Raw genomic sequence first — 12,879 nt, forward strand, 5'->3', positions numbered from 1 at the left:
GACACATGGATGACGCGTCTGCCTCGTTGACAGCTTCTTGACGCCTGTGCCATCTCTCTATGACCAACGGTTCCGACGGGTCTAAGACCCAAGGATGAAAAGGGAACACGGTGCGGTGTAGCCAAAAGGCGCCAAATCCGTGACTGCCCCCGCAACTGTGAGCGGCGAGCCACCGGGCATGGCCACTGGTCCCAAACGGGACTGGGAAGGCCCCGGAGCGGCACAGACCCGCGAGTCAGGAGACCTGCCATTGGTTAACCCGGCCAGCACTGGCCACCAATGAACCTAGTGCCGCCGGGTGAGGCGGCAAGGAGACAGATATGCATATTGAACCCGGTATCGTCGACGGTGCGAAAATCGCCCTGTCCTATGCAACCGCTGCAGGCGCGCTTGGCTTTGCCGCCAAGAAAACCATGGATGACCTACGCAACTCGGGCATCGCGTCCTTCGCGGCGCGCTCGGCCATTGCCACGGTCGGCGTTTTTGCTTTCTTTGAAATCCTGCCGCACTTCCCGGTTGGCGTCTCCGAAGTACACTTCATTCTCGGCTCGACGCTGTTCCTGATCCTTGGTGCCGCCCCTGCCACCTTTGGTCTGGCAATGGGCCTTCTGATACAGGGAGTGTTCTTTGCGCCCATCGATCTTCCGCAATACTTCATCAACCTGACGACACTACTGGTGCCGCTGTTTGCGATGCAGGCACTGGCAAAGAAAGTCATTGCGCCGGGCACCGCCTATGTGGATCTGAAATACTCCCAAGCGCTTGCGCTTTCGACCGCCTATCAGGCCGGTGTTGTCGGCTGGGTCGCTTTCTGGGTCTTTTATGGTCAGGGCATTGGCGCGGAAACCATGGCATCGGTCTTCACCTTCGGTGCGGCCTACATGATGGTCATCCTGATTGAGCCACTGGTCGACCTTGCTGTCCTCGCCACCGCCAAGAGCCTGCGTGGTCTTGAGCGCGGCGGTTTGGTGACACCGCGTCTTTATGCAGCAGCCACTTAAGAACTGCAGGAAATCAACTGCTATCAAGCACGGCCCCAATTCGGGGCCGTGTTCATTGACAAGGATCTCCCTGTCCAAGGCCCCGAATGATGATTGACCTGACCCTTGTCGGTATCGGCACCGGCAATCCACAGCACCTGACGCTAGAGGCCATCGAGGCCCTGAACACACTGGACCTGATCCTTATCCCCAACAAGGGCGCAGGAAAGGACGATCTGGCGGGGCTACGCCGCGAGATCTGCAATCGGGTACTGCGCGGTGAGGGCCCCCAAATCGTCGAATTCCAGCTGCCCAAGCGCGATGCTGGGAATCCCAGCTACCGGCAGGGCGTGGATGACTGGCACGATGCCATTGCAGAAGTCTGGGAGCGAAACATCAATGACCTTGTGCCCGCAGGTGGCAAGGTCGGCTTTCTCGTCTGGGGTGATCCCTCTCTTTACGACAGCACCATGCGTATTGCCGACCGGCTCAAGGCACGCACCAACGTCCGGCTGCGCGTCATTCCTGGCATCACTTCGATCCAGGCGCTGACAGCCGCGCATGCCATCCCCCTGAACGAGATTGGCGCCCCTGTCACCATCACGACCGGGCGCCAGTTGCGCGAGGTCGGCTGGCCAGACAGCGCCGACACCCTCGTGATCATGCTGGATGGCGAATGCAGCTTTCAGAGCATTGACCCCCAAGGCGTGCAGATCTGGTGGTCTGCCTACGCGGGCATGGAGAACGAGATCTCTATCGCGGGTGAACTCGGGGCTGTTATGCCCCACATCCTTGAGACCCGTGCCAGAGCGCGTGCCGATCACGGCTGGCTCATGGATATCTACATTCTGCGGCGCACGCACACCCAGTAGCCCCGGAACAAGGGCAAGGGGCACAGATCAAGACGCGGCCGCCTACAGAAGACAGCTCTTACGGAGCACAACCTTTATTTCTCGAAATATCTCGCGGGAAAACCGCTCCGGCGACTATCCTGCCCTTGTGCCCTGCCCAATTTCTTCCTATCCAACTGAGAAGCCGCAACTCGGGTCTCGGCCACACCGAAAGATCGATACGGCCTTCACGCAGAATGCGGGCGTGATGGAATGGTAGACATATCAGACTTAAAATCTGAAGGGCGTATGCCCGTGTGGGTTCGAGTCCCACCGCCCGCACCACGGCATCAATAATTGCACTAGACTGCGCCAACATGCGCACCTGACATGCTGTGATTGATGACCGCACGCGCGAGCGTCTCTGCGACAGATATCACAACAAAAGCTATCGCTTGCTGCTCCAGTCCCGACGGGCGGCATAAGCCCCCCAGCGCAAGAGCTTACCCTTTAGCGCCTTCCAAAGGGACATCAGGGTGCCGAACGGCTACCGATAGCCGACGACAATAGGCCTGTTTCAGCGGTTGTGATTCGGTGTTGCGAAACACCCGAACAGAGGCCCCGGCCTGGTTAACAGATCCAGAGCACAGACGGCGGCTAATCCCCCGCAATGCTGTCGGTGAAGAATGAGCAGCCCCCCTTGCACAAACCTAGCGGTTTCTTGAGACTTGGCCACCCAAAAGGGTGACAATTAAAGAGACGTAGTGAGCCGCACCCGTAAATTCGACATTGAATGTGGCGTAAGGGTTATAGCCTGATTCTCCTTCGGTTTTTGACCGAGAGGCTTTGTCGGCCAAATCGTCTGAGGGGATGCACCTTGTGAATCCAGCATGGTAGCTGGAGGTCATGAGCAGCTGAGCCCCGACAAAGTGCCTGACGACAAATTGCTCGGCTTGCAATGACAGCTTGAGGCGTCGCGGATCGCCGTCGATCTGGCTTGATCCCGAGATGGTTTGGACACCGCCGCCGACCTGCAAACGCGGCCGTCAGTGCCGTTTCAGCGACGCTGCGATCTAGGCTGCCTGACGATTGAGGTGCTGTTTGGCATGCCGCCACGGCAGATGGCGGGTTCGTGGAGAGCCTGCTGCGGCTGGTCGGACTGGGCTGGAGGTTCGGCCGGTCGAGGTCGCCACCGGCAATGTGGGCGATGCGCCTATGTTGCCCGAGTTGCCTGCCCAAACCCCACTCGATCAGGACATCGGATCAGTCACCGCAGATTGGACATACGAAACTCGAAAGTGTCACGACGCGATTGCCGTCCCGTTGCGCACATGCCGTCATGCCGCCCCGCAGGAACGCCAAGCTATGGAAGCCTACAAGCGACGGGGCGGTAGCCCGGGCGTGGTAGTCAATGCTTCACGCGATTTGGCGCGCGCCCTGTTGCGACGACGCGCAGGATATCACCGCAGGTGCCGTGCCGAGACGAAGATGCATAAAATGAAACTCTTAAGCCAATCGAATATGGCGCGAGATTTCGACCGGCAGGTCGCAGAAATCCAGGTCCGCGTCGCAGTTCTCGACCGCTGCAAGGCTCCTCGCATACCTGTCACAAAGCAAACAGGATCAGTCCGCCCCGGCAAAGGAGAAGTGCGCCCACATACGAGTTTGTGCAACAAAGCCATGATTGAGGACACCGTGTAGGAGTCGGCAAGCGCAGAACGCTGATCTCCAACAACTATTGAATTGAAAGGGGGGTTAGTGGTGCTGCTGGAGAGAATTGAACTCTCGACCTCTCCCTTACCAAGGGAGTGCTCTACCTCTGAGCTACAGCAGCGCCGGTGAGGGGGCTTTTAGGGATAAACGCCGAGGTGCGCAAGACCATTCTGGACGGTTTTTTCACACTAAGTTACACAAGGTTTATGGCAGATAAAAAATCACCAAAAACCAGTGCTCAGTCCACGAATCGCGAGGATCGCCTGAAGGCGGCGCTCAAGGCGAACATGGCCCGTCGCAAGGCGCAGGCCAAAGCGCGCGCGGCTAAACAGGACTCAGAGGCAGGCAGTTCAGAAAGGTAAGGCGAATGGATTCGATTCTGGTAACGGGCAATGGGCCACTCAGCGGCCAGATCCCGATTGCGGGGGCCAAGAACGCATGCCTTACGCTAATGCCCGCGACGCTTTTGAGCGAGGAACCACTGACACTGACCAATGCGCCTCGTCTAAGCGACATCAAGACCATGACAGAACTGCTGCAATCTCTGGGTGCGGAGGTCTCTGCTCTGCAAGATGGTCAGGTGCAGGCCATGTCGAGCCATAACCTCGACAACCACGTGGCTGACTATGACATTGTGCGCAAGATGCGCGCCTCCAACCTGGTGTTGGGGCCGATGCTGGCGCGGCTCGGACAGGCGGTGGTCTCGCTGCCGGGTGGCTGCGCGATTGGTGCGCGTCCGATGGACCTCCATATCTTTGGCCTGGAAAAGCTGGGCGCCGAGATCGACCTGCGCGACGGCTATCTGCATGCCACGGCACCAGGCGGCCTCAAAGGCGCCGTGATCGACCTATCCTTTGCCTCCGTCGGTGCAACCGAGAACATCCTTATGGCGGCGACGCTTGCGAAGGGCACCACCGTCATCAACAATGCTGCCCGCGAGCCGGAGATTTCCGACCTTGCCGCATGCCTGCGCAAGATGGGAGCGCAGATCGAGGGCGACGGCACATCGCGGATCGAGGTGCAGGGCGTGGATCGCCTGCATGGCGCAACCCATCAGGTGGTCACCGACCGGATCGAGCTTGGCACCTACATGCTGGCGCCGGTGATCTGTGGCGGCGAGGTTGAACTGTTGGGCGGGCGCTTGGATCTGGTTGGCGCCTTTGCCGAAAAGCTCGACGAGGCCGGTGTTGATATCACCGAGACGGATGCGGGCCTCAAGGTACGCCGCCGGGGTGACCGCGTTGGGTCGGTCAATGTCACCACCGAGCCCTTCCCGGGCTTTCCAACGGACCTGCAGGCGCAGATGATGGCGCTGATGTGCACGGCGGATGGGGTCAGCGTTCTGGAAGAGAAGATTTTCGAGAATCGATTCATGCATGCCCCCGAGCTGACCCGCATGGGCGCCCGGATCGACGTGCAGGGCGGCACAGCGACCGTGACCGGGGTCGAGCGGCTCAAGGGCGCGCCGGTGATGGCGACCGATCTGCGCGCCTCAGTGTCCTTGATCCTTGCAGGGCTGGCCGCCGAAGGTGAAACGCTGGTCAACCGGGTCTACCATCTGGACCGCGGCTATGAACATGTTGTGGGCAAACTCTCGGGCGTGGGAGCCAAGATCGAACGGATCAAGGGAAACTGATGGCAGACGCAACATTTGAAGAAGGCCGCGAGGCACCGCTGAACCTGGGCGCAGAGACTGATGAGGATCTGAAGGTTCTCTCGGCCCTCGTGCAGGATGCGGTATTTCCGGTCACCGAAATGCGCTGGCAGGCTTCCAAGCACCGTTTTGCCCTGCTCATAAACCGCTTTCGCTGGGAAGACCGTGCCGCCGCTGAGCGGCGCGCTCGCGCATATGAACGGGTACAATCGCTTTTGGTGGTGGACAATGTGATGCGCGTCGCCTCTCAAGGGTTCGACCGTAGCGACAACGAACTGGTTCTGTCGCTCCTGTCACTGTCGTTCGAACCCGCTGAAGATGGGGCGGGCCATTTGGTGCTGACGCTCGCGGGCGATGGCGCGATCCGCTTGTCGGTGGAGGCGCTGGAAATGCATCTGCGCGATGTAACCCGGCCCTACACTGCCCCATCAGGCAAAGCTCCGGATCACGGCGATAGCTGAGCCTGCATAGGGCGCTCATGTGGCTTGCCCCCTCTCTTTCTGCCCTATATGTCCCCTGCGCACAGCCGGAGAAACCAAATGCCCGTTTTCCTTGATACGTCCGATGCCGATTTCGAAGCCGCCTTTGCCGCGCTCCTGAGCGCCAAGCGGGAGGACAGCCCGGATGTGGATGCCGTGGTCGCCGAAATCATTGCGGATGTACGTGCACGTGGGGATGCGGCATTGATCGAGCTGACAGCAAAGTTCGACCGGCTGGAGCTGAATGCCGAAAAGCTGGCAGTCTCCGAAGCTGAAGTGGACGCCGCCATCGCAGGTGTTCCAGCAGAGGAACGCAAGGCGCTGGAACTGGCTGCCGAACGCATCCGCGCTTATCACGAACGCCAGATGCCCGAAGGCGCACAATGGACCGATTCAGCGGGTGCGACCCTTGGCTGGCGCTGGTCGGCGGTCTCCGCTGCCGGGCTATACGTGCCAGGCGGGCTTGCCTCCTATCCGTCCTCGGTGCTGATGAATGCCATTCCGGCCAAGGTCGCCGGGGTTGAACGCCTTGCCATCACCGTCCCCACCCCCGATGGAGTTCTGAACCCGCTGGTTCTGCTGGCTGCGCGTCTCGCCGGGGTGGATGAGATCTACCGCATCGGCGGCGCCCAAGCGATTGCCGCACTGGCATATGGCACCGAAAGCATCGCCCCCGTGGACAAGATCACAGGCCCCGGCAACGCCTTTGTCGCCGCCGCCAAGCGCCGCGTTTTTGGCAAGGTGGGCATCGACATGATCGCTGGCCCATCAGAAATTCTGGTGATCGCCGACAAGGACAACAATCCCGATTGGATCGCGCTGGACCTGATGAGCCAAGCCGAACACGACGAAAGCGCCCAGTCGATCCTGATCACCGACGACGCCGCATTTGGCCTCGCCGTGGCCGAGGCCGTGGACAAGCGCCTTGAAACCCTGGAACGCCGCGCCATCGCGGGTGCCAGCTGGCGCGATTTTGGCGCGGTGATCACCGTGCGCGATCTGGACGAGGCGGCAGAGCTTTCGAACCGGATCGCGCCGGAACACCTTGAACTCTGCGTGCCCGATCCCGAGGGCTTGAGCCAGAAGACCATCCAGGCCGGCGCGATATTCCTTGGCCAGTACACGCCCGAGGCCATCGGCGATTACGTCGGCGGCCCCAACCACGTGCTGCCCACCGCGCGCTCGGCGCGGTTCTCTTCGGGGCTGTCAGTGATGGATTTCCTCAAACGTACAACGCTCGCCCGGATGACCCCCGAGGCCCTGCGCGCCATAGGTCCTGCCGCCGAAACCCTCGCGCAAAGCGAAAGCCTTGAGGCGCACGGCTTATCCGTGACCGTGCGATTGAACGCTCTGAACGACTGAAACCGCACAAAGCTGCCGCGCAGCAATCAGGCGGCAGTCAAATGATTGCCGCGCAGCGCACCATGGTCTAGTGAGGATGCGAAACAGGGTAAGAGGTCCCACCCCATGAGCCGCATCAGTCATATCGAGCTGGACGACAGCAACCTGCCGCCCCCGACACCGGAGATCGAGCAGGAGCGCAAGGTGGCGCTGTTTGACCTCATCGAGGAGAACTCCTTTTCGCTGCCTGAACGTGACGGACGCGCGGTGCCCGATGGCCCCTACCATCTTGGCCTAGCGATACGTGACAAACGGCTGGTCTTTGATATCACCACCGAAGACGGACAAAAGGCGGCCGAGTTCCACCTGTCCTTGTCTCCCTTCCGACAGGTGGTCAAGGACTACTACCAGATCTGCGAAAGCTACTTTACCGCCGTAAAGACTCTGCCCCCCAGCCAGATCGAGACCATCGACATGGCACGGCGCGGGATCCACAACGAGGGCAGCCGGGTTCTGCAGGAGCGGCTAGAGGGCAAGGCTGATGTGGACACGGACACCGCCCGCCGCCTGTTCACCCTGATCTGCGTCCTGCACTTCGGAGGCTGACGGGTGGAGCAGTTGCCGCAGTCCATCCTGTTCTGCTGTGACCACAATGCGGTCCGATCCCCCATGGCCGAGGGGATCATGAAGAAATTCTATGGCGCCGGGACCTATGTGCAATCGGTCGGCGTCAAGAACGACATGGAGATCGACGGCTTCTGCATTGCCGTCTGTCAGGAAATCGGGGTGGAACTGTCGCGCCACCGGTCGCGCTCTTTCGATGAGATGGAGCAATGGGGCGATGATCTTTCGTCCTTTGATCTGGTGGTGGCGCTGTCGCCCGCCAGTCAGCGCCGCGCGTTGGAACTGACGCGATTTTTCCATCTGGAAGTCGAATACTGGCCGATCATGGATCCGACGGGGCTGGGAGAGACGCGAGAGGCCAAGCTGGACAGCTACCGGCAGACCCGTGACCAGATCATCCAACATTTGAAATCCCGCTGGGGCGAACCGACGGAGCTGCTATGAGCGAGACCATTGCGCGCTATTTCGAAGCCTTCAACGCAGGCGACACCGATGCCATGATCGACTGCCTGTCTGATGACGTGGCCCATCACGTCAATGAGGGCAAAATACGTGTCGGCAAGGAAAAATTCGCGGAATTCTGCGGCCACATGAGCCGCTGCTACCGCGAAGAGCTGACAGATATGGTGATCTTTGCCACCCCCGACGGGAGCCGCGCCGCTGCCGAATACATCGTCAATGGCACCTACCTTGAAACCGACGCGGGCCTGCCCGAGGCGAAGGGCCAGACCTACCGCCTGCCTGCGGGGTCCTTCTTTGATCTGAAGGACGGCAAGATTTCCCGCGTCACCACCTATTACAACCTCGCCGACTGGGTGGCGCAGGTCTCCGCCTGATGGCGCTGCGGATCGAGCCTCTTACGGGCGCAGCACTGGAAGCCGCGCTGGATGATGTGGCCGCCCTTCGGATCGAGGTCTTTCGGGCCTGGCCCTATCTTTATGACGGCGACCTCGGGTATGAGCGCGACTACTTGCAAAGCTACCGCGACAGTGCCCGCGCCGTGGTAGTGGGCGCCTTCGATGGAGACCGCCTTGTGGGTGCCGCCACCGGCACGCCGCTGGCCGATCACGCCGATGATTTCGCCGCCGCCTTTGCCGGGACGGGCATCGACCTGAGCACTGTTTTCTATTGCGCCGAATCGGTGCTGCTGCCCGAATACCGCGGTCAGGGCGCAGGGCATGGCTTCTTTGACGCGCGCGAAGCCCACGCTCGTACCCACGGCTTCACCAAATCCGCCTTTTGCGGCGTTGTCCGCCCCGAGGACCACCCGCTGCGCCCCGATGACCATGCCCCGCTCGACCCCTTCTGGCGCAAACGCGGCTATGCCCCTCTGCCCGGTGTGGTGGCAGAGTTCTCCTGGAAAGACGTGGGTCAACAGGAAGAGACCCGCAAACCGCTACAATTCTGGATCCGGGATCTGTAGGTTTACTCTGAAACGACCGGCGGGTTGCCCGCCTGATGTGAGGGAGCTTGCACATGAAAATCGCTACCGCCGCCTATCAGATGGACTGGCTCGACAACTGGGCCCAGTATGAAGACAAGCTTGCCTCATGGGTCGGGGATGCCGCCAAAGAAAGTGCCGATCTGCTGGTGTTCCCCGAATATGGCGCGATGGAGTTGGCAACTTTGGATGGGGAGGGCGCAGCCCGCGATCTGGAGCGCTCCCTTCATGCCGTCTCGGACCGGATGGAGGACGCAGCCGCCCTGCACCTGAAACTGGCCGCTGAATACGGCGTGCATATCCTTGGCGCCTCGGCTCCCGTCAATGCAGGCTTTGACCGGCCGGTGAACCGGGCCGAGCTATATACCCCCAACGGCCAGCGCGACCATCAGGACAAGCAGATCATGACCATGTTCGAGCGCGATCCCTGGGATGTCATGGGCGGCGGGCCGCTGAAACTGTTCGACACCGCGCTCGGCAAGATTGGTGTGCTGATCTGCTATGACAGCGAATTTCCCCTTTTGGGCCGCGCGCTGGCCGAGGCGGATATCATCCTTGTGCCGTCGTGCACCGAGGCACTGGCGGGATACTGGCGGGTGCGTATCGGCGCCATGGCACGGGCGCTGGAAAACCAATGCGTCACTGCCCAGGCCTCGCTTGTTGGTCAGGCGGACTGGTCCGAATCGGTGGATGTGACCATCGGCATGGGCGGCATCTTTGGCCCGCCGGACACCGGTTTCCCCTCCACCGGGGTTCTGGCCGAAGGCACATTGGGCGAACCCGGCTGGACCTTTGCCGATGTCGACCTTGAAACCATCTCAGATGTGCGCCGCGCGGGCGTTGTGCGCAACCGCAGCCACTGGGAAGAGCAGGAACCGAGGGTAAAATCCGTCACAAATCTCTCATTGCGGTGATTGCGCCCTTGAAAAATTGGCGAAATGCGCCCATTTAAGCGCATCCCCGCATTGTGCCGGGGCAACGTAATGATGGAGACAACATGGCCAAGGAAGATACGCTCGAATTTCCCGGTGTCGTGAAGGAACTCCTGCCCAATGCGACGTTTCGGGTCGAGCTGGAAAACGGCCATGAAATCATCGCACATACGGCAGGCAAGATGCGCAAGAACCGCATCCGTGTTCTGGCCGGCGACAAGGTCCAGGTGGAGATGACCCCCTATGACCTGACCAAGGGACGGATCAACTACCGCTTCAAATAAGCGCGGGTCCGACCACACGGCATAGTCAGACAAGCAAAGCCCGGCCCCGACGCCGGGCTTTTGTTTTAGGAGCATTGCTCCTAGAACAGCGTGAAACATCTGACGGCAGGCAACAGCAAAGGCCCACACATGGCATTCATTCTGGGATCGGGTAGCCCAAGGCGGCTGGAGCTTTTGGCGCAGCTTGGCGTCACTCCGGACGCGGTGCGGCCGCCGGATATCGACGAGACCCCCAAGAAGGGCGAGCTGCCGCGTGACTACTGCGCGCGCGTGACCCGGGAAAAGGTCGCTGCCGTTCCCGCCGATGCCGATGACGTGGTGCTTTGCGCCGATACCACGGTCGCGCTGGGGCGCAGGATCATGGGCAAGCCCGAGGGTGCCGGAGAGGCCGCCGAGTTTCTGCTGGCCCTTTCCGGGCGGCGGCACAGGGTCATCACCTCCGTCGCGGTGCGCCGGGGCGCCCGCATCTGGCAGAAGGATGTGGTCAGCCATGTCAAGATGAAGCGCCTCAGCGACGAAGAACTGAACGCCTACCTCGCCACCAAGGATTGGCAGGGCAAGGCGGGCGGCTATGCTATTCAGGGGCCTGCCGGGGCCTTCATTCCCTGGATCAACGGTTCCTTCACCGGCATTGTCGGGCTGCCGCTTTGTGAAACCGCCCATCTTTTGAAGGCCGCAGGCTGGCCAATCTACAAGGAGGCCACTGCATGAAGGGCCGCACGATCATTCTCGACCACATCGACGGGCGCGAAGCCGCCGCTCTAATGGTGGATGGCAAGCTGGATGATTTCCTGATCGATGGCGAAGCGCCCGTGCCTGGTACCGTCTACCGCGCCCGCGCCGACCGTCCTGTAAAGGGCCAGGGCGGCATGTTCCTGACCACCCCAGATGGCCCCGCCTTTCTGCGACAGGTCAAGGGCCTGGCACCGGGGCAACAGATGCTGGTGCAGGTCACCGGCTACGCGGAACCGGGCAAGGCGATTCCCGTGACGCAGAAACTGCTGTTCAAGAGCCGCTACGCCATCGTGACCCCCGAGGCGCCGGGTCTCAATGTCTCCCGCTCGATCCGGGACGAGGACGAACGCGACCGCCTGTTGGAAATCGCCCATGAGGTGATGGAGAGTAGCGATTACGGCTTGATCCTCCGCTCTGCCTGCGACGGTGCCGATCCGGATGAGGTGGCCGAGGACATCGCAGCCATGGTCTCCCTCGCCGATCAGGTCCTGAACGACCATGGCACCGAAGTGGAAACCCTGGCCGAGGGCGACAGCCCCCACATCCGCGCCTGGCGCGACTGGGTCGAGCCTGCAGAAGTAGAGCGCAGCCCGGGAGGCTTTGAGGCTCACGGCGTCCTGGATGCCTTGGAGGAAACGCGCGGGATTCGTGAGCCTCTCTCGGGCGGTGCATTCCTGTTCGTTGAGCCCACCCGCGCCCTGGTGGCCGTGGATGTGAACACCGGCTCCGACACCTCGCTGGCTGCAGGCGTGAAGGCCAACATGGCCTGCGCTCGCGCCCTGCCCCGCGCCCTGCGCGTCCGGGGTCTTGGCGGTCAGGTCGTTCTGGACCTCGCCCCGATGCCAAAGAAGGACCGCCGCGCCTTCGAGACCGCCCTGCGCGCGGCCTTCCGTGCCGACAGCGAGGAGACAGTCCTTGTCGGTTGGACAAACCTTGGCCATTTCGAACTGCAGCGCAAACGCGGCCGTACCCCCCTAACTGAGGTCCTGAAATGAGTTGCCCGCTTTGCGGCGAGGATACAGCCGCCGCCTACCGCCCATTCTGCTCCAAACGCTGCGCCGACCGTGACCTTGCGCGCTGGCTGAACGGCAGCTACGCGGTTCCCAGCCAGGACCCAGAAGACATTGAAAAGGCGCTGGAAGAGACCGCAAAAGCAACGTCTTCGGACGAACCAGGACGTCGCCTCAAGCACTGACAAATTTCTTTCAAAAAGCCTCTGGACACTGCCTGCGCCACGGCTTAGAAGGCGAGCACCCAAGGCAAACAGCCTTTCCCGTGCCCGGGTAGCTCAGGGGTAGAGCAGTGGATTGAAAATCCTCGTGTCGGTGGTTCGATTCCGCCCCCGGGCACCATAGCATCCGCTAAGCCATTGTAAGACCTCAGCTTTATCTGTTGATGGAGCTACCGTAGAACATGGCGGAGAACAAAACTGCACCTCACTCATTTGTCAAAGACGGTGTTTTCTACTTCGTGAGGCGAGTCCCGAAGGACTTGAAGCATCACTACACGTCGTCGAAAATTTCATACTCACTGCGAACCAGATCAGCGTCAGTTGCTGCATCGAGGGCAACGAGAGCCGCACAACAGCTTGACGAGTATTGGTATCACCTTCGGATCAAGAACAGCGAGCTACCGGGTAAACACATGCTTCGACTGGCGCAGAACGCTGATGCTGCTCCCATGTCGCTGTCTGCATCTCCCAGTATGCCGGAAGCGGTCAAGCTATCTGAGGCTGTGGCCATCTACCTTCGACTGAAGGGCCATGATCGTCCCGTCACTTTCCACCGCGCAGCTGAACGCTCTTGTGGTTATGTCATCGACGTTTGCGGTGACAAAGACATCACAAACTGTTGATTGTCACTGAGA

The 12,879-nt window shown here is 60.8% G+C and carries 17 protein-coding genes, 3 tRNA genes and 1 riboswitch; of the genes, 19 read left to right on the plus strand and 1 reads right to left on the minus strand.

Features of this window, described 5'->3' with window-relative positions; genetic code table 11:
* Window positions 1–50 precede the first annotated feature (50 nt).
* Window positions 51–266: riboswitch (cobalamin riboswitch) on the plus strand.
* Window positions 267–320: 54 nt separating this feature from the next.
* From INS80_RS02940 to INS80_RS02955, 4 genes are all read left to right on the plus strand, one after another.
* Window positions 321–1,001: an energy-coupling factor ABC transporter permease gene (locus INS80_RS02940; protein WP_192964171.1), complete on the plus strand. Its 681-nt coding sequence runs from the start codon at window positions 321–323 to the stop codon at window positions 999–1,001.
* A gap of 89 nt (window positions 1,002–1,090) precedes the next feature.
* Window positions 1,091–1,852 carry a precorrin-6A synthase (deacetylating) gene (gene cobF, locus INS80_RS02945; RefSeq protein WP_192964172.1) on the plus strand — a complete coding sequence of 254 codons (762 nt, stop codon included), beginning with the start codon at window positions 1,091–1,093 and terminating at the stop codon, window positions 1,850–1,852.
* A 217-nt stretch (window positions 1,853–2,069) separates the two neighbouring features.
* Window positions 2,070–2,155: transfer RNA gene (locus INS80_RS02950), tRNA-Leu, on the plus strand.
* A gap of 756 nt (window positions 2,156–2,911) precedes the next feature.
* Window positions 2,912–3,511 carry a transposase gene (locus INS80_RS02955; protein ID WP_369411358.1) on the plus strand — a complete coding sequence of 200 codons (600 nt, stop codon included), beginning with the start codon at window positions 2,912–2,914 and terminating at the stop codon, window positions 3,509–3,511.
* Window positions 3,512–3,569: 58 nt separating this feature from the next.
* On the opposite strand, the gene INS80_RS02960 is transcribed toward INS80_RS02955, so the two are convergent.
* Window positions 3,570–3,644, minus strand: a tRNA-Thr gene (locus INS80_RS02960).
* A gap of 34 nt (window positions 3,645–3,678) precedes the next feature.
* Between INS80_RS02960 and INS80_RS02965 the strand changes: the two genes are divergently transcribed.
* The 15 genes from INS80_RS02965 to INS80_RS19465 all read left to right on the plus strand — a co-directional run bounded on the left by INS80_RS02965 (window position 3,679) and on the right by INS80_RS19465 (window position 12,867).
* Window positions 3,679–3,885: a hypothetical protein gene (locus INS80_RS02965; protein WP_192967356.1), complete on the plus strand. Its 207-nt coding sequence runs from the start codon at window positions 3,679–3,681 to the stop codon at window positions 3,883–3,885.
* Between the two features lie 5 nt (window positions 3,886–3,890).
* Window positions 3,891–5,159: a UDP-N-acetylglucosamine 1-carboxyvinyltransferase gene (gene murA / locus INS80_RS02970; protein WP_192964173.1), complete on the plus strand. Its 1,269-nt coding sequence runs from the start codon at window positions 3,891–3,893 to the stop codon at window positions 5,157–5,159.
* Entirely contained in the window at window positions 5,159–5,638 is a 480-nt protein-coding gene (locus INS80_RS02975; protein ID WP_192964174.1) for a DUF2948 family protein, read from the plus strand. The genes murA and INS80_RS02975 overlap by 1 nt, the downstream gene beginning before the upstream one ends.
* Before the next feature lie 78 nt (window positions 5,639–5,716).
* Window positions 5,717–7,018, plus strand: a complete 1,302-nt coding sequence (hisD, locus tag INS80_RS02980) for a histidinol dehydrogenase (RefSeq protein WP_192964175.1) — start codon at window positions 5,717–5,719, stop codon at window positions 7,016–7,018.
* 105 nt (window positions 7,019–7,123) lie between these two features.
* Window positions 7,124–7,603 (plus strand): UPF0262 family protein, encoded by a 480-nt coding sequence (locus INS80_RS02985; protein WP_192964176.1) that lies wholly within the window; start codon window positions 7,124–7,126, stop codon window positions 7,601–7,603.
* Between the two features lie 3 nt (window positions 7,604–7,606).
* Window positions 7,607–8,065, plus strand: a complete 459-nt coding sequence (locus INS80_RS02990; protein WP_192964177.1) for an arsenate-mycothiol transferase ArsC — start codon at window positions 7,607–7,609, stop codon at window positions 8,063–8,065.
* Window positions 8,062–8,457, plus strand: coding sequence for a ketosteroid isomerase-related protein (locus tag INS80_RS02995; RefSeq protein WP_192964178.1), 396 nt, complete (start codon window positions 8,062–8,064; stop codon window positions 8,455–8,457). Before INS80_RS02990 ends, INS80_RS02995 begins: the two co-directional genes overlap by 4 nt.
* Window positions 8,457–9,044 (plus strand): GNAT family N-acetyltransferase, encoded by a 588-nt coding sequence (locus INS80_RS03000; protein WP_192964179.1) that lies wholly within the window; start codon window positions 8,457–8,459, stop codon window positions 9,042–9,044. Before INS80_RS02995 ends, INS80_RS03000 begins: the two co-directional genes overlap by 1 nt.
* 53 nt (window positions 9,045–9,097) lie before the next feature.
* Window positions 9,098–9,976 carry a carbon-nitrogen hydrolase family protein gene (locus INS80_RS03005; protein WP_192964180.1) on the plus strand — a complete coding sequence of 293 codons (879 nt, stop codon included), beginning with the start codon at window positions 9,098–9,100 and terminating at the stop codon, window positions 9,974–9,976.
* Window positions 9,977–10,059: 83 nt separating this feature from the next.
* Window positions 10,060–10,278 carry a translation initiation factor IF-1 gene (gene infA / locus INS80_RS03010; RefSeq protein ID WP_005978431.1) on the plus strand — a complete coding sequence of 73 codons (219 nt, stop codon included), beginning with the start codon at window positions 10,060–10,062 and terminating at the stop codon, window positions 10,276–10,278.
* 129 nt (window positions 10,279–10,407) lie between these two features.
* On the plus strand, window positions 10,408–10,989 hold the full coding sequence (locus tag INS80_RS03015; RefSeq protein ID WP_192964181.1) for a Maf family protein: 582 nt from the start codon (window positions 10,408–10,410) through the stop codon (window positions 10,987–10,989).
* Window positions 10,986–12,008 (plus strand): ribonuclease E/G, encoded by a 1,023-nt coding sequence (locus tag INS80_RS03020; protein WP_192964182.1) that lies wholly within the window; start codon window positions 10,986–10,988, stop codon window positions 12,006–12,008. The genes INS80_RS03015 and INS80_RS03020 overlap by 4 nt, the downstream gene beginning before the upstream one ends.
* The gene (locus INS80_RS03025; RefSeq protein ID WP_192964183.1) at window positions 12,005–12,208 is read left to right on the plus strand and encodes a DNA gyrase inhibitor YacG; all 204 of its coding nucleotides are present in this window, start codon (window positions 12,005–12,007) and stop codon (window positions 12,206–12,208) included. Before INS80_RS03020 ends, INS80_RS03025 begins: the two co-directional genes overlap by 4 nt.
* 82 nt (window positions 12,209–12,290) lie before the next feature.
* A tRNA-Phe gene (locus INS80_RS03030) sits at window positions 12,291–12,365 on the plus strand.
* 61 nt (window positions 12,366–12,426) lie between these two features.
* A complete protein-coding gene (locus INS80_RS19465) occupies window positions 12,427–12,867 on the plus strand; it encodes a DUF6538 domain-containing protein (protein ID WP_369411360.1) in 441 nt (146 codons plus the stop codon).
* Window positions 12,868–12,879 lie beyond the last annotated feature (12 nt).

The sequence above is a fragment of the Phycobacter azelaicus genome (assembly GCF_014884385.1).
Lineage (GTDB): Bacteria > Pseudomonadota > Alphaproteobacteria > Rhodobacterales > Rhodobacteraceae > Phycobacter > Phycobacter azelaicus.

Bases quoted from the DNA above. Each gene is read 5' to 3' on its own strand.
- INS80_RS02940 (WP_192964171.1), top strand. From the start codon at position 321: ATGCATATTGAACCCGGTATCGTCGACGGTGCGAAAATCGCCCTGTCC.
- cobF (WP_192964172.1), top strand. From the start codon at position 1,091: ATGATTGACCTGACCCTTGTCGGTATCGGCACCGGCAATCCACAGCAC.
- murA (WP_192964173.1), top strand. From the start codon at position 3,891: ATGGATTCGATTCTGGTAACGGGCAATGGGCCACTCAGCGGCCAGATC.
- INS80_RS02975 (WP_192964174.1), top strand. From the start codon at position 5,159: ATGGCAGACGCAACATTTGAAGAAGGCCGCGAGGCACCGCTGAACCTG.
- hisD (WP_192964175.1), top strand. From the start codon at position 5,717: ATGCCCGTTTTCCTTGATACGTCCGATGCCGATTTCGAAGCCGCCTTT.
- INS80_RS02985 (WP_192964176.1), top strand. From the start codon at position 7,124: ATGAGCCGCATCAGTCATATCGAGCTGGACGACAGCAACCTGCCGCCC.
- INS80_RS02995 (WP_192964178.1), top strand. From the start codon at position 8,062: ATGAGCGAGACCATTGCGCGCTATTTCGAAGCCTTCAACGCAGGCGAC.
- INS80_RS03000 (WP_192964179.1), top strand. From the start codon at position 8,457: ATGGCGCTGCGGATCGAGCCTCTTACGGGCGCAGCACTGGAAGCCGCG.
- INS80_RS03005 (WP_192964180.1), top strand. From the start codon at position 9,098: ATGAAAATCGCTACCGCCGCCTATCAGATGGACTGGCTCGACAACTGG.
- infA (WP_005978431.1), top strand. From the start codon at position 10,060: ATGGCCAAGGAAGATACGCTCGAATTTCCCGGTGTCGTGAAGGAACTC.
- INS80_RS03015 (WP_192964181.1), top strand. From the start codon at position 10,408: ATGGCATTCATTCTGGGATCGGGTAGCCCAAGGCGGCTGGAGCTTTTG.
- INS80_RS03020 (WP_192964182.1), top strand. From the start codon at position 10,986: ATGAAGGGCCGCACGATCATTCTCGACCACATCGACGGGCGCGAAGCC.
- INS80_RS03025 (WP_192964183.1), top strand. From the start codon at position 12,005: ATGAGTTGCCCGCTTTGCGGCGAGGATACAGCCGCCGCCTACCGCCCA.
- INS80_RS19465 (WP_369411360.1), top strand. From the start codon at position 12,427: ATGGCGGAGAACAAAACTGCACCTCACTCATTTGTCAAAGACGGTGTT.